We start from the raw sequence: 20,173 nt of genomic DNA, 5'->3' as shown, positions 1-20,173 counted from the left end.
CGCGCCGGCCGCGTGTACGCCGCTGGGGCGCGCCGGTGTCGAGACGGCGAACGCGCGGAGGCGCGAAGCGCTGAGCACGATCGCCGTCTCGACACCGGCTCGGGCGCCCCGTAGGCGACCGAGCCATCAAACACGCGCCCCGTAGGCGACCGAGCCATCCAACACAGAGGCCGCACCCCACGTCCAAGGGTGCGGCCTCCGTCGTACGCAACGACCGTGGTCAGGCCGGCGTCACGGTGATGATGTCGGCCGGGATCTCAGAGCTTGACGATCATCTTCCCGGTGTTGTCGCCGCGCAGCACGCCGAGGAAGGCCTCCAGGGTGTTCTCGACGCCCTCGACCACGGTCTCGCGGTACTTCAGGTCGCCGGAGCGCACCCAGGGGCCGACCTCCTGCACGAACTGCGGCTGCAGGTCGTAGTGGTCGCCGACGAGGAAGCCCTCGATGCGGCCGCGGGTCTGGATCAGACGGGCGAGGTTCCTCGGGCCGGGGGCGGGCTCGGTGTTGTTGTAGACCGAGATCATGCCGCAGACCGCGATCCGGCCGCCCAGGTTCAGCGAGCCGATCGCGGCCTCCAGGTGGTCGCCACCGACGTTGTCGAAGTAGATGTCGATGCCGTCGGGGGCGGCGGCGCGCAGCTGCTCGGCCACCGGGCCGTTCTTGTAGTTGAAGGCCGCGTCGAAGCCGTACTCGTCGACCAGCAGCTTGACCTTCTCGTCGGAGCCCGCGGAGCCGATCACCCGTGAGGCACCCTTGAGCCTGGCGATCTGCCCCACCTGGCTGCCCACGGCGCCGGCGGCACCGGACACGAACACGGTGTCGCCCTCCTTGAAGGAGGCGGTGCGCAGCAGGCCCGCGTAGGCGGTGAGGCCGGTCATGCCGAGTACGCCGAGGTACGTCGACAGGGGTGCGGCCTGCGGGTCGACCTTGACGGCGTGCCGGGCGTCCACGGCGGCGTGCTCGCGCCAGCCGCCGAAGTGCAGGACGTGGTCGCCGACGGCGACGCCCTCGGCGTTGGAGGCGACAACCTGGCCGACCGCGCCGCCCTGCATGGGCTGGTTCAGCTCGTACGGCGCCGCGTAGGACTTGGCGGCACTCATTCGGCCGCGCATGTACGGGTCGACGGAGAGGTACTCGTTGCGGACGAGGACCTGTCCCTCGCCCGGTTGCGGGAGTTCCGCCTCGACCAGGGCGAAGTCCTCCGGCTTCGGCCAGCCGACCGGGCGGCTGAGCAGGTGCCATTCACGGCTGACGGCGGGCAGGGTGGGGGTGTCGGACATGGTGGCGCCTTTCCTGGGACAGGGAGGACGGGAGGCCAAATACTTCAGTACCTGAAACAACCATGCTCCTGAATATTTCAGGATGTCAAGTAACGGGGTATCCTGGAGACCATGGCCACTCCACCGAATACCCGGCGCCCCGACGCACTGACCCTGGAGGTCGTCGAACTCATCGGCGACGTCGTGGCCAGGTTCTACGAGGACTACGAGGACGCGGCCGGGGAGCATGCCCTGACCGGGGCGCAGGCGCGGCTGCTGAGCCTGCTTTCACTGGAGCCGCTGCCGATGCGGAGGCTCGCGCAGAAGCTGAAGTGCGAGCCGTCCAACGTCACCGGGATCGTGGACCGGCTGGAGGTGCGGGGACTGGTGGAGCGGCGGCCGGACCCCTCGGACCGGCGGGTGAAGCTGGCGGCGGCCACGGAGGAGGGGCGGCGGGTGGCTTCGGAACTGCGGGACGGGCTGCGCTTCGCGCGGGAGCCGCTGGCCGGGTTGTCCGACGAGGAGCGGCTGGCCCTGCGGGATCTGCTGCGGCGGATGCTGAACGGCTGACGCCGGCCGGCTCGCCGGCGAGCCCGGTTGCTGTGGGCCCTGGGGACGGCGACGCAGGGGCTGGGCGCGTCTCGCAGGCCCCTACGTGCACCACCACAAGAACCGCTTGCACGTGTGCGTCGGCGCGGGGGCCGGGTTCGACGGGACCGGCCGGGCCGCCGGGGTGCTCGGCGGCCGGGGTGCGGCCGGGGCCGTCGCGGAGGACGCGCCACCGGCCGCGCCCACCGTGGCCGGTGCCGACCGCTTGCCGCCCGTCGCGCTCGCGTCCGGCGACGGCTTCGCGCCCTTCGCCGACGCCGAGGCCGAGGGGGACGCCGACGCGTCCGGTGACGCCGTACGCCCGCCCGCGCTCCCGCCTCCGGTGGTGTCACCGAGGGGCCGGGCCGTTTCACTCGTACCGGAGGACGCCGTACCGCCGCCCGCCGCGCCACCCCCCGCTGCCGCCGGATCCGGGCTGGAGAAGCCCGGCAGACCCGGCGCGTCCACGCCGAGTTCGGCCAGGCTCAGCGCGCCCGCGGCCAGCACGAAGCCCGCGGTGATCAGGAGAGTCCGGCGCCGGCGCCTGCGATGGGCCGCGGCCTTGCGGTCACGGCGGCTCGCGGCCGTGACCCCCGGGCCTTCGCCGCCGCGCCCGCGCGACCGCCCGCGCGACCGGCCCTGCTCCCGGCGCCGGGCCGCCCGGCCGTGCGGCTCACCCTCGTCCTCGTCCTCGCCCTCTTCATCGTCGTAACCACCGTCACGACCACTGCCGCGGGCGCCATCATCACCACGACCGTCGCCGTGACCACTGTCGTAGGTACGACCATCACCACGACCGTCGCCGTAGCCACCGTCATGACCACTGTCGTAGGCGCCACCATCACCACGACCGTCGCCGTAACCACCGTCACGACCACTGCCGTAACCACCGTCATCACCACGACCGTCGGCGCCACCATCGACGTAGCCGCCGCCGTGGGACACGTGCGCGGCGTCCCTCTGCGCATGCGCGTCCGCCTCCTCCGCGTACGCAGGGAGCGTCTGGGCCGGCGCGCCGCACCCCGGGCAGGCGAGGGCGCCGTTGAGGTGCCGGCGGCACGGGTGGCAGTAGTCCATGACGCGGGAAGACTAAGTTCCCGGAGGGTCACGTTCCTAGGCGTGCCTGTGAAGGTTTCGTGCGGGCACCGAAAGAGTTCGCGAAACCCTTGCCGGAACCGTTACCCGTTCGCCCCATTGACACTCCGCACACCCCCTCCTTACTGTCACGCCAAGATTTCGAACATGTGACGAAATATCGAACAGCGGAGAGGCAGCTGCCGTGCGCATCACCGGAATCAGCACGCACGTGGTCGGGACGCCGTGGCGCAACCTGACCTACGTACAGGTGCACACCGACGAGGGGATCACGGGGGTCGGCGAGACCCGGATGCTGGGCCACACCGACGCGCTGATCGGCTATCTGCGGGAGGCCGAGGCCAACCACATCCTCGGTTCGGACCCGTTCGCGGTGGAAGACCTGCTGCGCCGTATGAAGTACGGCGACTACGGCCGCGCGGGTGAGATCGTCATGTCCGGCATCGCCGTGGTCGAGATGGCCTGTTGGGACATCAAGGGCAAGGCGCTCGGCGTGCCCGTCTGGCAGTTGCTGGGCGGCAGGGTCACCGACCGGGTCAAGGCGTACGCCAACGGGTGGTACACGACGGAGCGGACCCCGGAGGCCTACCACAAGGCCGCCCAGGAGGTCGTCGCCCGCGGCTACCGGGCCCTGAAGATCGACCCGTTCGGGACCGGGCACTTCGAGCTGGACCACGAGCAGACCCTCTACTCCGTCTCGCTGATCGAGGCCGTCCGCGACGCCATCGGCCCGAAGACCGAGCTGATGCTGGAGATGCACGGCCGATTCTCCCCCGCCACCGCCGTCCGGCTGGCCAAGGAGCTCGCCCCCTTCGAGCCGGCCTGGCTGGAGGAGCCGGTGCCGCCGGAGAACCTCAAGGCGCTGCGGAAGGTCGCGGAGAAGGTGGACCTGCCCGTCGCCACGGGTGAGCGCATCCACGACCGGCTCGAGTTCAGGGAACTGTTCGAGAACCAGGCCGCCGACATCCTCCAGCCCGACGTCGGGCACATCGGCGGCATCTGGGAGACCCGGAAGCTGGCCGCCACCGCCGAGACGCACTACATGCTCGTCGCCCCGCACAACGTGGGCGGCTCCGTGCTGACCGCCGCGTCGCTCCAGGTCGGTTTCAGCACGCCGAACTTCAAGATCCTGGAGCACTTCAACGACTTCGCCGACGCGGAGATCAAGAAGGTCGTCCGGGGTGCCCCGGAGGTCGTCGACGGCTACTTCCACCTCTCCGAGGCGCCCGGTCTCGGCGTCGAGCTGGACACCGACGCGGCCGCCGAGTTCCCGCAGCAGCAGGCTCGGTTCGACCTGTGGGCCGAGGGCTGGGAGCAGCGCAGGCCGAAGGGCACGAAGTGAGCACCGAGGTCGTCGTCGAGGCACCGGGCGCGCACCGGCTCGTGGACCACACGCCGCGCGAGCCCGGGGCCGGCGAGGCGCTCGTCACGGTGCACGCCGTCGGCATCTGCGGCAGCGACCGCGAGGTGTACCAGGGCAACCGGCCCGAGGGATACGTCCGTTATCCGCTCACACCCGGCCACGAGTGGTCCGGCACGGTACGGGCGGTCGGCGCCGGGGTGGCGCAGAGCCTGGTGGGGCGCAAGGTCGTCGGCGAGGGCTTCCGCAACTGCCAGGTCTGCGACCGCTGCCACGCGGGCCAGACCACCCTGTGCACCGCCGGGTACGAGGAGACCGGGTTCACCCGGCCCGGCGCGATGGCCGGCACCCTGACGCTGCCGGCCCGGCTGCTGCACGTTCTGCCCGACCACGCAGATCTCACCGCCGCCGCCCTGCTGGAGCCCGCCGCCTGCATCGCGGCCGCCGCGCTGAAGGCGAACGCCCGGCCGGGCGAACGGGTCGCCGTGGTCGGCACCGGCACCCTCGGGATGTTCGCCGTGCAGTTCCTGAAGGCGGTCTCGCCGGGTGAGCTGCTGGTCGTCGGTACCCGCATCGACCGGGAGGCGCTGTCGCGGCGGTTCGGGGCCACCGGCTTCCGCACCAGGAACCCCGAAAACCCCGTGCTTCCGGGCGACTTCGACGTGGTGATCGAGACCGCCGGGTCGGCCGACGCGGCACGTACGGCCGCCGCACTGCTCCGGCGTGGCGGCCGGCTGGTCCTGACGGGCATTCCGGCGCCGGGCGCCGACGGACTCGACCCGACCGATCTCGTCGTACGGCAGCTGGAGGTGCACACCGTCTTCGGCGCGCCGCCGGACGCCTGGGCACACGCGGTGCGGGTGTTCGCGGCCGGGCTGCTCGATCCGCTGCCGCTGGTCACCCACGAGCTCCCGCTGGCCGAGTTCTCGCAGGCCATCGACCTGGTGGGGGCCGGCGACCCGAAGGTCGGCAAGGTCCTGCTCCGTCCCTAGGGGGTGTCGTTCGCCCCGTCGTCACATGCCCGTCTGCCGGTCACGGCGTGACCTGGCGAGGCCGTGACCGGCGTACCACCGAGCCCTGTTCACACCTCTTCGCACCTCTTCACACCTCAAGCCTTTTCACGCCTGGAGTATCGAACCTCGTTCGTCATCTCGAACACTCCGCCAGGCCGAACCAGATCGAACACGAAGGACAGCTTGTGACCGACGCTTCCGCCACGGCAACCCGCAGGCCCGGTGAGCAGCTGCTCACCACGCTCGGTCTGGGCGCCCCCGGCCCCGACCCCGCCGACACCTCACCGCACACCTTCCCCGGCGGCGGCCGCTGGCGCACCGAGATCCCTTCGTGCGAGGGTCCCGAGGCGCTGGCGGTGGTCCTGAAGGAGTCCTCACGGCTGGACGTGCCGGTCCACCGGATCAGCCAGGGCAGCGGCGTGTGGATGCTGACCGACGCCGAGATCACCGAAATGGCCGAGGCCACGGCCGAACGCGACATCGAGCTCTGCCTGTTCACCGGCCCGCGCGGCACCTGGGACACCGGCGGCTCGGTCCGCTCGGAATCGCGGGGCGCCGGACTGCGGGCCCGCGGCCACGACGCGGTCGCCGGGTGCGTCGAAGACGCCGTACGCGCGACGGAGTTGGGCGTGAGGTGTCTGCTGGTCGCCGACGAGGGCGTGCTCTGGACGCTGCACCGGGCGCGCGTGGGGGGCATCATCCCGGCCGACACCACCCTGAAGGTGTCCGCGCTGATCGGCCCGGTCAACCCGGCGTCCTACGCCGTCTTCGAGCACCTGGGCGCCGACTCGATCAACGTACCCAGCGACCTGACACTCGATCACCTCACCGAGATCCGGCGGGTGTCCGCCGCCCCCATGGACATGTACGTCGAGGCTCCCGACGACCTCGGCGGCTATGTGCGAATGTACGAGGTCGCCGAGCTGATCCGGCGCGGCGCACCGCTCTATCTGAAGTTCGGCCTGTCCAAGGCACCCGGCATCTATCCCTACGGACACCATCTGCGGGAACTGGCCCTGGCCACCGCCCGGGAACGGGTGCGGCGCGGCCGGCTCGCCCTGGATCTGCTCGCCCGCCACGGAGCGGGCGCCGACATGGCGCCGCTGGGGTCGCGGCGGCCGGGGCCGCTGAGCCGATTCGAGGCCCCGGCATAACGTTCCGGACACTATGGCTTCACAGAAGGTCACACGCTCGCGCAGAATCCCACACAATCGTTCTCGGTCACCCACCGCAGCACCCCACCGCAGCACCCCTCCGCAGCGCCCACCGCAGCACCCCTCCGCAGCGCCTCCGCACCGCGGGACCGACCCACACATCAAGGATGATGACCATGCCCAACCGCAGAGCCGCACTCGCCGCGATGGCCACGGCCGCCTCCCTCGCCCTCACCCTGTCCGCCTGCGGGCAGAACGGCTCGGGCGGCAGCAAGGAGGACAAGGGCAGCGCCAAGGGCGGCACCATCGGTATCGCCATGCCGACCAAGTCCTCCGAGCGGTGGATCGCCGACGGCAACAACGTCGTCAAGAACCTCAAGGCCAAGGGCTACAAGACCAAGCTGGTCTACGGCGAGGACGACCCGGACACCCAGGTCTCGCAGATCGAGAACCTGATCACGCAGGGCGTCAAGGGCCTGATCGTCGCGGCCATCGACAACAAGTCCCTGAACAACGTGCTGCAGGAGGCGGCGGACGCCAACATCCCCGTCATCGCCTACGACCGTCTGATCCTCGGCACCAAGAACGTCGACTACTACGCCTCCTTCGACAACACCAAGGTCGGCGAGCTCCAGGCCGGCTACATCGTCGACAAGCTCGGGCTGAAGAACGGCAAGGGCCCCTTCAGCATCGAGCTGTTCGCAGGGTCCAACGACGACAACAACACCAAGTACTTCTTCAACGGCGCGATGACCGTCCTGAAGCCGTACATCGACAGCAAGAAGCTGGTGGTCAAGTCCGGCCAGACGCAGCTCAACCAGGTCACCACCCTGCGCTGGGACGGCGCCACCGCCCAGCGGCGCATGGACGACATCCTCACCTCCGCCTACAAGAGCGGCCGGGTGGACGCGGTCCTGTCGCCGTACGACGGCATCTCCATCGGTGTCCTGTCGGCGCTGAAGTCGGACGGCTACGGCTCCAAGAGCAACCCGCTGCCGGTCATCACCGGCCAGGACGCCGAGCTGGCATCGGTGAAGTCGATCATCGCGGGCGAGCAGACGCAGACCGTCTACAAGGACACCCGCAAGCTCGCCGAGGTCGCCTCGACAATGGTCGACGACGTTCTCAACGGAAAGAAGCCGCAGGTCAACGACACCAAGACCTATGACAACGGCTCCAAGGTCATCCCCTCCTACCTGCTGCAGCCGGTCAGCGTCGACAAGGGCAACTACGAGGACGTCCTGGTCAAGGGCGGCTACTACACCGACGCCGAGCTCAAGAAGTAACCGCCGTATCCACCGACCCCAACCGACTGGAAGGCACGACCATGGCGGGACCCGTCCTGGAAATGCGCTCGATCGTCAAGGTCTTTCCCGGTGTCAAGGCGTTGTCGGACGTCTCGCTGACGGTCCGTCAGGGCGAGGTCCACGCCATCTGCGGCGAGAACGGCGCCGGCAAGTCCACCCTGATGAAGGTGCTCTCCGGCGTCCATCCGCACGGCAGCTACGAGGGCGAGATCCTCTTCGAGGGGGAGGTCTGCCGGTTCAGGGACATCCGGGCGAGCGAACACCGCGGCATCGTCATCATCCACCAGGAGCTGGCCCTGGTGCCCTACCTCTCGATCGCCGAGAACATATTCCTCGGCAACGAACACGCCACCCGCGGCTTCATCAACTGGAACGACACCCTCGAGCACGCCACCGAACTGCTGCGCCGGGTCGGGCTCGACGAGCACCCGGAGACCCGGGTCGCCGACATCGGCGTGGGAAAGCAGCAGCTCGTGGAGATCGCGAAGGCCCTGTCGAAGTCGGTGAAGCTGCTCATCCTCGATGAGCCGACGGCGGCCCTGAACGACGAGGACAGCGGCAAACTCCTCGACCTCATACTGGAGTTGAAGAAGCAGGGCATCACCTCGATCATCATCTCGCACAAGCTGAACGAGATCCGCAGGGTCGCCGGCTCGGTGACGATCCTGCGCGACGGCCGCACCGTCGAGACCCTCGACGTGAAGGCGCCGGAGACGACCGAGGAGCGGATCATCGCCGGCATGGTGGGCCGCGACCTCGACCACCGCTTCCCCGAGCGCACCCCGCACCGGCCGGAGGAGGGCACGGCCCCGGCGCTGGAGATCCGCGGCTGGACCGTCTTCCACCCCATCGACCAGCAGCGCAAGGTCGTCGACGACGTGTCGATCGAGGTGCGGCGCGGGGAGATCGTCGGCATCGCGGGCCTGATGGGCGCCGGCCGCACCGAACTGGCGATGAACGTCTTCGGCCGCACCTACGGCCGGTACGCCGCCGGCACGGTCCTCAAGGACGGCACGGAGATCCGTACCAGGACCGTCGCCGAGGCGGTCGGGCACGGCATCGCGTACGTGACCGAGGACCGCAAGCACTACGGGCTCAACCTCATCGACACCATCAAGGGGAACATCTCGCTCACCGCGCTGAAGAAGGTCGCCAGGCGGGGCGTGGTGGACGAGCACCAGGAGCGGCAGGTCGCCGAGGACTACCGGAAGTCCATGAACATCAAGGCGCCGACCGTCTTCGAGCCGGTGGGCAAGCTGTCCGGCGGCAACCAGCAGAAGGTCGTCCTCAGCAAGTGGATCTTCGCGGGTCCGGACGTGCTGATCCTGGACGAGCCCACGCGCGGCATCGACGTGGGCGCCAAGTACGAGATCTACACGGTCATCGACCGGCTCGCCGCCCAGGGCAAGGCGGTCGTGTTCATCTCCTCCGAGCTGCCGGAACTGCTCGGCATGTGCGACCGCATCTACACGATGGCCGCGGGACGGCTGACCGGTGAGGTGCCGCGGGCCGAGGCCACGCAGGAAGTGCTGATGCGTCATATGACCAAGGACACGCAGGACAAAGAGGTGACGCGATGAGCACGGATGTGACCGCCAGGACCCCGGCCCCCGCGCCTGCGGGCGGCGGCGGATCGCCCGCGGGCGAGGGCCTGCTGCAGCTGGTGCTGAACGGCCTGCGCCGCAACATGCGGCAGTACGGGATGCTGATCGCGCTCGGCCTGATCGTCGTCCTGTTCGAGATCTGGACCGGCGGCGACCTGCTGCTGCCGCGCAACGTCTCCAACCTGGTGCTGCAGAACAGCTACATCCTGATCCTCGCGATCGGCATGATGCTGGTGATCATCGCCGGGCACATCGACCTGTCGGTCGGCTCCCTCACCGCGTTCGTGGGCGCCTTCGCGGCGGTGCTGACGGTCAGCCATCATCTCGGCTGGCCCGTGGCCGTCGTACTGTGCCTGCTGGTGGGCGCGGTGGCGGGCTCGGTGCAGGGCTTTCTGATCGCGTATCTCGGCATACCGTCGTTCATCGTCACCCTGGCCGGGATGCTGCTCTTCCGCGGTCTGACGGAGATCCTGCTCAAGGGGCAGACCCTCGGCCCGTTCCCGGACGGACTGCAGAAGGTCGGCAACGGGTTCCTGCCCGAGGTCGGCCCGAACACCAACTACCACAACCTCACACTGCTCCTGGGCCTGGTCCTGGTCGCCGCCGTGGTGTGGCAGGAGGTGCGGGACCGGCGCCGGCAGCAGGAGTTCTCCCTCGACGTCCTGCCCGCGCGGCTGTTCGCGCTGAAGCTGGTCGCCCTGGTGGCCGCGGTCCTCGTCCTCACGCTGCTGCTCGCCAGCTACAAGGGCGCGCCGATCGTGCTCATCATCCTCGGTGTGCTGGTGGTCGGTTACGGCTATGTGATGCGCAACGCCGTCTTCGGCCGCCACATCTACGCGATCGGCGGCAACCTGCCCGCCGCGAAGCTGTCCGGCGTCAAGGACAAGCGGGTCACCTTCCAGGTCTTCCTGAACATGGGCGTGCTGGCGGCCCTGGCGGGTCTGGTGGTCGCCGCCCGGCTGAACGCGGCCTCGCCGAAGGCAGGCGTGAACTTCGAACTCGAGGCCATCGCCTCCTCGTTCATCGGTGGCGCGTCGATGAGCGGCGGTGTGGGCACCGTGCTCGGCGCGATCATCGGTGGTCTCGTCCTCGGCGTGCTGAACAACGGCATGAACCTCCTCAGCGTCGGCACCGACTGGCAGCAGGTCATCAAGGGCCTGGCCCTGTTGGTGGCAGTCGGCTTCGACGTGTGGAACAAGCGCAAGTCCGGTTCGTAAGTCAGCTCGGGCCCCGCCCTCCCGGCGGGGCCCCGACCTTCACGGGAGCCGCACATGGAACTGAACAGACGCTCGGTCATCGCGACGGCCACGGCCGCGGGCATCGCCGCGACCACGCTCGGCGGCACGGCCCGGGCCGCCGGTCCGGCAGGCAGGAAGCCGGTGAAGGAGCTGTTCGGCAGGCTGGCCGACGGCACGAAGGTCCACCGCTGGTCGCTGGAGAACGGCGGCACGCGGATGAAGGTCCTGAGCTACGGCGGCATCGTCCAGTCCCTGGAGATCCCGGACCGGCACGGCCGGTACGCCAACGTCTGCCTGGGGTTCGCCGCCATCGACGACTACGTGGCGAAGAGCCCGTACTTCGGCGCCACCATCGGCCGCTACGGCAACCGCATCGCAGGCGGGCGGTTCACGCTGGACGGCACGACGTACCGGCTCTCCGTCAACGACGGCGTGAACAGCCTGCACGGCGGTGCCAAGGGCTTCGACAAGCACGTCTGGGACGTGGAGCCCTTCACCGCGGGCTCCGACGTCGGCCTACACCTGCACTACACCAGCGTCGACGGCGAGATGGGCTACCCCGGCACGCTCAGGACGAAGGTGACCTTCACCCTCACCCGGCACGGCGACTGGCGCATCGACTACGAGGCCACCACCGACAGGCCGACCGTCGTCAACCTCACCAACCACACGTACTGGAACCTCGCGGGCGAGGGCACGGGCGGCATCCACGACCACGAGCTCACGATCGCCGCCGGCCGCTACACGCCCACCGACTCGGGCCTGATCCCCACCGGCGAACTGGCCGGGGTGGCGGGCACCCCCTTCGACTTCCGCCGGGGCAAGCCGATCGGCCGGGACATCCGGGCCGGCCACCCCCAGCAGGTCACCGCCAAGGGCTACGACCACAACTGGGTCCTCGACAAGGGCGTCACGGCCGGGCCCGAGCACGTCGCGACCCTGCACGACCCGCACTCCGGCCGCACCCTGAGGATCGCCACCGACCAGCCGGGCCTGCAGTTCTACTCCGGCAACTTCCTCGACGGCACACTGGTCGGCACCTCGGGGCGCACCTACCGCCAGGGCGACGGCCTGTGCCTGGAGACACAGCACTTCCCGGACTCCCCGAACGAGCCGACGTTCCCCTCGACGGTGCTGCGGCCCGGTCGGACGTACCGGACGACGACGATCCACTCGTTCGGGGCCTGAGCCCCTCGGAAGCCCCTCGGAGGTCCCTGGAACGTCCCCGGACGGACACACTTCCCTCACATGAGTTGAACGGCGCCCCGTGCGCCTCCGTATCCATGGGTGGCCCGTGCTCCCCCGCGCGGGCCACCCAAAGACGACGGGCCCGGCCGTCCCCGCTCTGCCGGGCCCGCCCCCCACGGAGGTTCCATGGCCGACAACGTCACCTCGCTGTTCCGCGGCGTCGCGGCCCACAGCCCGTCGATGGCGGCCCTGGCGCGGGAGAGCGACGGGACCGGTCCCGTGGACTTCTGCATCCCCTGCAACCCCTACTTCCCCACCCCCGCCATGTTCGAGGAGATGGCGGGCAGGCTGCGCGACATCATCACGTACTACCCGAGCGGCGCCGACACGATCACGGCCGAACTGTGCAGCCTCCTCCAACTGCCGCCGCAGTGCGTGGCCATGGGCAACGGCTCGACCGAGCTGATCACCTGGATCGACCACCTGCTGGTCCGCGAGTCCCTCGCCGTCCCCGTCCCCACCTTCGGCCGCTGGACCGACCAGCCCATGGAGACCGGAAAGCGGGTCGACATGTTCCCGCTCCAGGAGTCCGCCGGTTTCGCGCTCGACCTCGCGCAGTACGCCGACTTCATCCGGACCCGCGGGACCCGGGTCGCGGTGGTCTGCAATCCGAACAACCCCGACGGCGGTTTCCTGCACCGGCACAGCCTCGTGCAGTTCATGGACGCCATGGCCGACCTGGACCTGGTGGTGATCGACGAGTCGTTCCTGGAGTTCGCGGACGCCGAGGCCGAGCCGAGCGTGGTCCAGGAGGCGATGCTCCGCCCGAACGTGATCGTGCTGCGCAGCCTCGGCAAGAACTTCGGGCTGCACGGCATCCGCTTCGGCTACCTGGTGGCGAACCCGGCGCTGGCGGGCCGGATCCGCTCGATGCTGCCGAAGTGGAACGTCAACTCCTTCGCCGAGCACGTCGTCTTCATGCTCAGGGAGCACGGCACCGAATACCAGCACAGTCTCCAGCAGGTGCGCCGCGACCGCCTGGAGATGGCCAGCCAGTTGTCCGCACTGCCCGGCCTGACGGTCTACCCGTCCCAGGGCAACTTCCTCTTCGTGCGCCTCCCCGTGGGCGCGGAGGGCACCGTGGTCCGCGACCGGCTGCTCACCGAGCACCGGATCCTGGTCCGCGAGTGCGGCAACAAGATCGGTTCGTCCAGCCGCTTCCTGCGCCTCGTGGTGCGCCCCCAGGTGGACGTGCGTCGCCTGGTGTCCGGCCTGGAGCAGGTGCTCTACGGGACCAGGAGGGGAGCCGCCGTACCCGAGCTGGGCACAGGGACCAGCTACAGCTCGGGTACGGCGGCGGTGGACCGGCTGATGAACGAGACCAACGGGGCGGGCATGCGGGAGCTTGCGCCCCGGGCCGGGGTGGGTCCGGCGCCGGGGCCGGGCCTGGCCGCGACCTCGTCCCCCGGCGCCGGGCCCACCCCGGGTCCGGCCGCCGCCCCGGCCGCCGGCACCGGCATGCCGCTCCCCGCCGCCGCTTCCGCCGCACCCGCGGCGCAGCCGGCCGGCGTGATGCCGATGCCGGCGGCAGCCCAGCCCGCCGCACCCCAGCCACCGGCTCCGCTCCCGGCACCGGTACCCGCTCCTGTGCCGGCCCCCGCCCCGCTTCCGGCTCCCGCCCCGGTTCCGGCGCAGCCGCTGACCCCGGCGGCACCGCAGCAGTTCCCGGCGCCGGTCCAGCCCCCGATGTCCTCACCGGTGCCCGCCGCCGCCGCGGCGACCGGCCCCACGCCACCGGGAGTCCCCGCCCGCGGCGGCCTCACGGCCGCCCAGGTCCGCGGCATGACCGCCCCACCGGCCCCCGGCACACCCGTGCCCGGCCTGACCCCGGCCCCGCCAACAGGCTGGCCGAGCCCCCAGGCCTGGCCGAATGCGGCGGGGATGGGGCAGGCGGGGTAAGGGTGCCGTCAACGGTTCATCCGTGGGGAACGAGGCCCACTTCGCTGCCGAGGTGATCGGCGCCGGTGTCGGTGTACATCGCCGTCTCCCCGTTGGGGCGGAGGGCGACGACGTCGTCGGTGTGGTGGTCGGCGGTGAAGTCACCGGTGGTCATGACCGCGTTGCCGAGACCGTCGGCGTTCTGGACGCGCACCTTGGTGCCCACGGAGGAGAGCGTGGGGCCGGTGTAGGTGTCGAGTTCACCGTTGGGCCACTTGGCCATCAGGTCCCACTTCCGGCCGCCGGAGTACTCGCCGCTGCCGAGCAAAGTGGCGTTCCTCCATACCGAGTTGGGCGCCGCGAGCTGATGCGGCGGCCCGAACTCGCCCGCGCTCACATTGGTGTAGAGGGTGAGTTTGCCGTCGGACCAGAGCACCATCAGGTCGGTGACGTAGGTCGCGGCGTTGAAGCGGCCCGCGACGATCTGGGTGGCGCGCCGCCAGGTGGGGTTGGGGCCGATCATGCGCGTGCCGGAATTGTTGAGACCGTTGGCGCCGACATCGCCGTAGAGCGTGACCTCGCCGTCGGTCCAGCGCACCATGAGGTCGAAGCGGTTCGATCCGGTGAAGTCGCCCGCGGTGATGCTCGCCGCGTGCGCCCACGTCGTGTTGGGGGCGCGCAGCTGCCGTTCGGAGACGAAGGCGCCCTTGCCGTCGCCGGCGTAGAGGGTCACCGTGCCGTCGTCCCGCACCGCGATCAGGTCGCTGTGGCCGGTGCCGTTGAAGTCGCCCGCGGCCATGAGTCTGGCGTGCTTCCAGCTCTCGCCCCGGCCCATGGAGTAGGGCAGGGGCGGCTGCTGGTAGGGGCCGCGGTCGGCGTGCAGGCCGTGCTGCGCGTCGTCGTAGAGCTGGAAGAACCGGTCCCCGTGCAGCGGGCTGTAGGTGATCCGGTTGTACCGCGGGTCACTGGCGGGCACATCGGGCCCGCCCGCGTTGAAGCCGCCCACGTTGCCGATGATCTGGCCGGTGTCGCCCGAGGGGTCGAAGGAGGCGAACCACGGTCCACCGGAGACCCCGCCCCACATGCCGCCGCAGTCGATCTGCATCTGGTTGTACGCCGGAACCGCGGCCGTCGGTACGCCGGAGCAGCGCACCGCGAGGTCCTGCGTGTCGTACCTGATCATCGGGTAGCCGATGACGGTCGCCTGGTTGACGAAGCCCGGCGTGGGGACCAGGGTGTTGCCTCCCACGACGTCCTCGACGTTGCGGCCGCCGTTGTCCGTCAGGCTCGCGAAGGCGTAGTCCAGGTCGGAGTTGGAGCTCTTGTCGGAGGCGTACTGCGGGTCGCGGAACCACTCCTTGACCGGCCACATCCCGTACGGCTGAGCGGCGGCCGACTTGGTGTGGTCGTACATCGGGACGAACGCCGCCCGGCTGCCGAGACAGTGCCCCGCGGTCAGGATCAGGTCGTGCCCCGCGCTGCGCACCACGCTCGCCGTGCAGTAGTGCGCCTTCATGTCCTTGTCCGTGCTGAAGAGCACGCCGACGGACTTGACACCGGCGAAGTGGACGCCGTCGGTCCGTGCGGTGGGCCGCTTGACGCGCGGTGCCACCGAGGCCGGCGGTGGGGCGGTACGTCCGGACGGGTCGGTGGCCGAGTCCATGCGCTGCGAAGTCCAGAAACGGAGGGCGTCCTGAACCGTCCAGTCGCTGTTGCCGTTGCCGTTGCCGTTGCCGTTTGCATTGCCGTTGCCGACCGGGGACGAGGCTGCGGACGTCCGGGGGCTCGGCACGGGAGTGGCCCGGCCGGCGGCTGAGGCCGATACGGCATTGCCCAGCAGCAGTGCGGTGCACATTACGGCGAGTGAGCCACAACGTATTCGTGTTCTATGCAAGGAAAGATGCTCCAGTCAGGCACGCCGGACGGCAGGGTGCGCGTCCGGTTGTGCGGGTGGGTGAGGGACGTTTGTTGAAGGGGTCGGTCCGCCTTTCTAGAGCCATGACGGAGCGGGTCAGTTGGCTGCTGCGAGGCGGATCTGGTCGTGCAGGCCGTTGGCGTCCACGCCGGGGAAAAGGCTGACGCACCAAGACCTCGCGGAGCCGTCAGGTATGAAGAGGACTTTGCATGAGAAAGCGTTGGCGCCCCGTGCGGGCGTCGTACGGCCGGGCCAGTGAGCCCATGCGGGCCCGGGGCCGCACCGTCTTACGCGGTGCGACCGCCGGACTGCTGCCGCTGGCTCTGGCAGCGGGACTCCTCGGGGCCTCACCGGCCACGGCAGCGGACGACGACTCGGTCGTCTTTCCCGACCGCGAGCTCGTGGTGGATTACTGGCGCGATGGTGGCAGTGGGTGAAGGAAGCCGCTGAGCGGGCGCTGCTCGGCGGTGACGACGAGATCCGTGCGTTCATCCGTGACGAGCCCGTCCTCCAGGCCGTCGATGACCGCGTGGACGTCAGTCGGATCATCAACGCCGGCGGTCCGGCTGTGCGCGAGGCGGCGAAGACCGCGCTTGCGTCGCAGAATGCGGACGATGTGACCGCGTTCCTGCGCGGGGGCTGGAAGGCCCCGTTGGAGCAGGACCAGCGCGTCGAGGCGTCGAGGGTGATCAACCTCGGTGGCCCTGGGGTGAGGGACGCGGGCAAGGCGGCGCTGCAGAGATCGCCCGAGGACGTGGCGAAGTTCCTCGCGGAGGGCCAGTACACGGCGCGTGAGACGGACAACCGGGTCCAGGAAGCCGCCGCCCAGGCTGAAGCCAAGGTAATTGCGAGGTTGAAGCAGCTCTATGGGCAGTAATCTCTTCCACGTCGTCAGAAATCCCCAGTTCACGGCGCTCTTCATGTTGGGTGCTGACGATCAGGCCGAGACAGTCGAGAACGTCGATGCCGAGTTGAGGCTTCCCGACGGGACAAGGTGGAGTGCCACATTCATGACACTCGGGGAAATCTCAAGGGTCATGAATCGCTGGAAAGAGACCGGGGAGAACTTCGGTGGTTCATATTTCCAGTGTCCGGATCTTGTGATCCTTCCGGAAGGCGGAGTTGAAGCCATGGTCAAATCCTTGCACGGGATTATGGCTGCAGGGAGCCCTGAAGGAGTTCTCGGAAGGTTGGAATAACTCGGCCACAGCCCTCTTGCCAGGTCGTTCTATGGCTTGGCAACGCTGACAGCAAACGTCGGCGGCGAGGGTGTCATCCGGCGCTGCGGACGGGGCCGCTCGCGACGCAGCGACCCCGTCCGCGACGCTGCCGGTCAGGCGCCGAAGCGTCGCGCCCCCTCGCTGCCGATTTCCTGGTTCTGCGTCACGTACGGGCGCAGCTCCTGCTCGTAGGCCGCGAAGGCCTTGGTGTGGTCGTTGCCGGTGTCCGCGAGGTGACGGGCGAGGGTGCGGGCGCCGATCAGGGCCTGGGAGGTGCCCATCCCCGAGGTCGGGGCGGCGCAGTAACCGGCGTCGCCCAGCAGGACGACCCGGCCCTCGTGCCAGCGGTCCAGCCGCACCTGACAGGCCGAGGAGAAGTAGAAGTCCGAGGCGGCGGCCATGTCCTCCAGCAGCCGGGGCACCAACCAGCCGGCGCCCGCCATTCGTTCGCGGGTGATCCGCTCCTGCTCCGCGCGGTCCAGCAGGTCCAGCTCCGCCGAGTCGCTGGCGAAGGACAGACTGACGGCCATCCGGTCGCGATCCGCCGTACTGACCATGTACACGGCCCTGCCGGGCGTCTGCTGCAGCACGCCCCGGTGGTCCAGGCCCAGGTGGTTGGCCGTGCTGAACCCGACGCCCGAGAGACCGAGGTGCCGAATCGCCTCCGAATGCGGGCCGAAGACCAGGCGGCGCACCACGGAGTAGATGCCGTCCGCGCCGACCACCAGGTCGAACACGTCCTGCTCGCCGCGCTCGAAGCCGACCCGCACACCGCTCGCTTCCTGCTCGATGCTGTTGATCGAGTCGTCGAAGACATAGCGCACCGAGTCTGCCGTGAGCTCGTGCAGAATGCGGGTCAAGTCACGCTTGGGAACCTCCAGTTCCCCCGCGAAGACCTCGGCCGGCAGCTCGCCGACGCGGTTGCCGTCCGCGTCCAGGAGGTCGGTGCCACGCATACCCGTGGCGTGCGCGCGCACCTCCTCCAGGATGTCCATCTCCTCCAGCACCTCGAACGCCGCTCCCCGGAAGTCGACGGCGTAGCCGCTGTCGCGCAGCTCCGGAGCGCGCTCCACCACGGTCACCTCGTGTCCGTCACGGTGCAGGAAGTGAGCCAGGGCCGGACCGGCGACACTCGCGCCGGAGATGAGGACCTTCATGCGAACCCCCGTTGTTCGTTCTGGGCAAGAGCCTCAGCCTCGAACAGTCCGGGCCGGTGATCAACAGGGGAATCGGCCAAGCGGCGCGAGTTCATGCCGTCTCCCACGGCGCGACGGCATCCTCGGGGAGTTGGTCGCGCACCTGGTCAAGCTCCTTTCCGGCCTCCGGGCGTTCGAGGAACAGGTCCGGCGGAAGCCAACCGGCGGGCGCCCCCGTCGTCGAGTACCGGCGAGGGGCGGACATCCGTTCGGTTGGCGTGCCGGCAGGATGGGGGAATGGCAACGGGACGAACCGCCAGGCCCGCAACACCCGGGCGTGGCAGGTGAAGTACTTCCTGCCCATCAGTGAGGCCGGAGCCGTGGACCTCGGGCGCGCCAGGGCTCTCCATCACCCGTGGTCACCCGTAGTCACGCCCGGGACAGACCCCGCAGGTCGACCGCGGCGCGCACCGTCCTGCCCGGCGGCGGAACGCGTCCGGCTCGGCGGGCGAATCGCTGCGCGCCTCGCCCGGCAAGGGCTGCTGCCGACCCGGGGCAAGCCGCCGCGCGCGCTCAGCTTCATCATCGACCTGCGCCGCTAGATGACGTACTCCATCGTCACCGGGGCCGAGTTGTCGTCCTGGTTCGGGTCGGTGGTCGGGTCGGAGGTCACCTTCACGCTGCCGTGGGCGCCCTCGACGCACTTGTCGATGTGTACGCGCATCACGGTGCCGGGAGGGGTCGGGCCGTGACAGGCGGCGGGGCCGCCCTTCGTCAGGGGCGGGGAGCAGTAGGGGATGTCGCTCTCGTGGTCTCCCGGGGGCACGTCGATGACGCTGACGCCTTCGGGTGGGGTCACCCACATCGTGCCGTCCCAGCCGGTGCCCTTCGGGTAGGGCACGACCACGTCGAAGGTCCAGCCGACCTTGCCCTTGATGGTGAAGCCGACGGCCTCCAGGTCGTTGTTCCGGGTGGTCTCGAAGGTCACCGCGCCACCGATGGCCCGCTCGCCCGGTGCGCCTCCGTCCCCGGTGAACGCGCCGCCGTCGACGGGCCGCAGCCGCAGCGGCGCACCGCTGCCGTGCGGTGCCGACTCGGGCAGCTCGGCGAGGACGTCGATGTCGATGGTGCGCGCCACGGTGTAGAAGACGCTGCCGGTCCGCGCCGCCTGACCGACGACCGCGGTGACGGGTCCGTCGGTCTCGTACGCCGCCCCAGCGGGCAGCGGCCCGGGGAAGTCGCACTGCGCCCGGGTGGCCCCTGTCGCCTTGTCGTAGCGGCAGTTGCCGTACCGCGGCACAAGGGTGGATTCCTCCGCCGTCACCAGGACGCTGATGCCGCCCTCGATGCCGATGTCGCCCTTGTTGCCGAAGGCGGGCGTGAGCGGCATCTCGTCCCCTGGACGCGCGTTGGTGAGCCGCTTGTAGTCCTGGCGGGCGGTCAGGTCCGGGGTGCCCACGACCAGGCGGGTGGTGTGCCGGATGGTGGGCGTGCCGGCGGCGCGTACCGTCATGCGGATGGTTCCGGCCGGTCCCAGGGCCGCCGCCCCGCGGCTCGGCGTCACGGAGAACGGAGCGAACCTGGGCTCTTGACCGGGCCTGAGGTCGCCGAGCGCGCAGTTCACCCGGAAGCCGGAACGGACGCAGTTGTAGGCCTTGTTCAGAAAGGAGATCTCCGCCTTCCCCGCGAAGGCGGACAGGTCGAGGGCCACCTCGACCTTGCGGACCGCCCCTTGTCCCCCGCCGGTTGAGGCCGGTGCCGCCTTCAGGACGACGGTGTACTCGGGGGCGTACTGCTGCTTGCCGCGCGGGTTGTACCGGGGCAGGTAGAAGACGTTCGGCGCGGAACGCAGCTCAAGGCCGCCCTCGGCGGACACCGCCGGAGCCGCAGTCGGAGTCGGGGTCCACCGGCGGCTCGTCGTCGCGGCCGCGTGCGTACCGTGTGCTCCGTCCGCGCCCCGCGGTCCGTGCGTGCCGCCCGTGGCCAGGGCCGCCGTGCCCCACACCAGGGCCGCGACCAGGGCCGCGGCGCAGCCCGCGGTCGCGTATCGCCGTTTCCTGCTCGCCCAGCGAGTAACCATGTGTCGTCAGACCATCGAGATCGGCCTCCGGTTGCCCCGCCACGGAGAACGGGCGGCCCGTCACCGGGCCGCCCCCCG

Annotated in this window: 17 protein-coding genes; 12 read left to right on the top strand and 5 right to left on the bottom strand. The window is 70.0% G+C overall.

Annotation, left to right across the window (positions count from 1 at the left end):
* Positions 1-257: 257 nt before the first annotated feature.
* On the bottom strand, positions 258-1,280 hold the full coding sequence (locus AB0A61_RS22535) for an NADP-dependent oxidoreductase (protein WP_361294854.1): 1,023 nt from the start codon (positions 1,278-1,280) through the stop codon (positions 258-260).
* Positions 1,281-1,391: 111 nt separating this feature from the next.
* On the opposite strand from AB0A61_RS22535, the gene AB0A61_RS22530 reads away from it, so the two are divergent.
* Complete coding sequence (locus tag AB0A61_RS22530; RefSeq protein ID WP_361294851.1) at positions 1,392-1,829, top strand: MarR family transcriptional regulator; 438 nt, start codon at positions 1,392-1,394, stop codon at positions 1,827-1,829.
* Between the two features lie 81 nt (positions 1,830-1,910).
* Here the strand turns inward: AB0A61_RS22530 and AB0A61_RS22525 are convergent, their stop codons facing one another.
* Positions 1,911-2,924, bottom strand: a complete 1,014-nt coding sequence (locus tag AB0A61_RS22525; RefSeq protein WP_361294848.1) for a hypothetical protein — start codon at positions 2,922-2,924, stop codon at positions 1,911-1,913.
* Positions 2,925-3,126: 202 nt separating this feature from the next.
* Here AB0A61_RS22525 and AB0A61_RS22520 point away from each other — a divergent pair, with 202 nt between their 5' ends.
* The 8 genes from AB0A61_RS22520 (at position 3,127) to AB0A61_RS22485 (ending at position 13,765) form a co-directional block, all read left to right on the top strand.
* A complete protein-coding gene (locus AB0A61_RS22520) occupies positions 3,127-4,284 on the top strand; it encodes a mandelate racemase/muconate lactonizing enzyme family protein (protein WP_361294845.1) in 1,158 nt (385 codons plus the stop codon).
* Positions 4,281-5,294 (top strand): alcohol dehydrogenase catalytic domain-containing protein, encoded by a 1,014-nt coding sequence (locus AB0A61_RS22515; RefSeq protein WP_361294842.1) that lies wholly within the window; start codon positions 4,281-4,283, stop codon positions 5,292-5,294. The genes AB0A61_RS22520 and AB0A61_RS22515 overlap by 4 nt, the downstream gene beginning before the upstream one ends.
* Before the next feature lie 206 nt (positions 5,295-5,500).
* Complete coding sequence (locus tag AB0A61_RS22510; RefSeq protein WP_361294840.1) at positions 5,501-6,469, top strand: hypothetical protein; 969 nt, start codon at positions 5,501-5,503, stop codon at positions 6,467-6,469.
* 176 nt (positions 6,470-6,645) lie between these two features.
* A complete protein-coding gene (chvE, locus tag AB0A61_RS22505; protein WP_361294837.1) occupies positions 6,646-7,755 on the top strand; it encodes a multiple monosaccharide ABC transporter substrate-binding protein in 1,110 nt (369 codons plus the stop codon).
* A gap of 41 nt (positions 7,756-7,796) precedes the next feature.
* Complete coding sequence (mmsA, locus tag AB0A61_RS22500; RefSeq protein WP_361294834.1) at positions 7,797-9,356, top strand: multiple monosaccharide ABC transporter ATP-binding protein; 1,560 nt, start codon at positions 7,797-7,799, stop codon at positions 9,354-9,356.
* Positions 9,353-10,597 (top strand): multiple monosaccharide ABC transporter permease, encoded by a 1,245-nt coding sequence (gene mmsB, locus AB0A61_RS22495; protein ID WP_361294831.1) that lies wholly within the window; start codon positions 9,353-9,355, stop codon positions 10,595-10,597. The genes mmsA and mmsB overlap by 4 nt, the downstream gene beginning before the upstream one ends.
* Positions 10,598-10,651: 54 nt before the next feature.
* On the top strand, positions 10,652-11,806 hold the full coding sequence (locus tag AB0A61_RS22490; protein WP_361294828.1) for an aldose epimerase family protein: 1,155 nt from the start codon (positions 10,652-10,654) through the stop codon (positions 11,804-11,806).
* 186 nt (positions 11,807-11,992) lie between these two features.
* Complete coding sequence (locus AB0A61_RS22485; protein WP_361294825.1) at positions 11,993-13,765, top strand: histidinol-phosphate transaminase; 1,773 nt, start codon at positions 11,993-11,995, stop codon at positions 13,763-13,765.
* A 16-nt stretch (positions 13,766-13,781) separates the two neighbouring features.
* Here AB0A61_RS22485 and AB0A61_RS22480 read toward each other — a convergent pair whose 3' ends face one another.
* The gene (locus tag AB0A61_RS22480) at positions 13,782-15,599 is read right to left on the bottom strand and encodes an FG-GAP-like repeat-containing protein (protein WP_361294822.1); all 1,818 of its coding nucleotides are present in this window, start codon (positions 15,597-15,599) and stop codon (positions 13,782-13,784) included.
* Between the two features lie 269 nt (positions 15,600-15,868).
* Here AB0A61_RS22480 and AB0A61_RS22475 point away from each other — a divergent pair, with 269 nt between their 5' ends.
* Genes AB0A61_RS22475 through AB0A61_RS22465 form a run of 3 tightly spaced genes read left to right on the top strand, consistent with a single transcriptional unit; the run spans position 15,869 to position 16,858 of the window.
* Entirely contained in the window at positions 15,869-16,096 is a 228-nt protein-coding gene (locus tag AB0A61_RS22475) for a hypothetical protein (RefSeq protein ID WP_361294819.1), read from the top strand.
* Positions 16,093-16,536 carry an ALF repeat-containing protein gene (locus AB0A61_RS22470; protein ID WP_361294816.1) on the top strand — a complete coding sequence of 148 codons (444 nt, stop codon included), beginning with the start codon at positions 16,093-16,095 and terminating at the stop codon, positions 16,534-16,536. The genes AB0A61_RS22475 and AB0A61_RS22470 overlap by 4 nt, the downstream gene beginning before the upstream one ends.
* Positions 16,526-16,858, top strand: a complete 333-nt coding sequence (locus AB0A61_RS22465; RefSeq protein WP_361294813.1) for a hypothetical protein — start codon at positions 16,526-16,528, stop codon at positions 16,856-16,858. The genes AB0A61_RS22470 and AB0A61_RS22465 overlap by 11 nt, the downstream gene beginning before the upstream one ends.
* Before the next feature lie 134 nt (positions 16,859-16,992).
* Here AB0A61_RS22465 and AB0A61_RS22460 read toward each other — a convergent pair whose 3' ends face one another.
* Together AB0A61_RS22460 and AB0A61_RS22455 are read right to left on the bottom strand one after the other, a co-directional pair.
* Positions 16,993-18,036 carry an FAD-dependent monooxygenase gene (locus AB0A61_RS22460; RefSeq protein WP_361294810.1) on the bottom strand — a complete coding sequence of 348 codons (1,044 nt, stop codon included), beginning with the start codon at positions 18,034-18,036 and terminating at the stop codon, positions 16,993-16,995.
* 577 nt (positions 18,037-18,613) lie between these two features.
* Entirely contained in the window at positions 18,614-20,095 is a 1,482-nt protein-coding gene (locus tag AB0A61_RS22455; protein WP_361294807.1) for a hypothetical protein, read from the bottom strand.
* Positions 20,096-20,173 lie beyond the last annotated feature (78 nt).

Source organism: Streptomyces sp. NPDC046197, from assembly GCF_040646295.1.
GTDB lineage: Bacteria > Actinomycetota > Actinomycetes > Streptomycetales > Streptomycetaceae > Streptomyces.
This window is presented reverse-complemented; position numbering and strand designations above follow the sequence as displayed.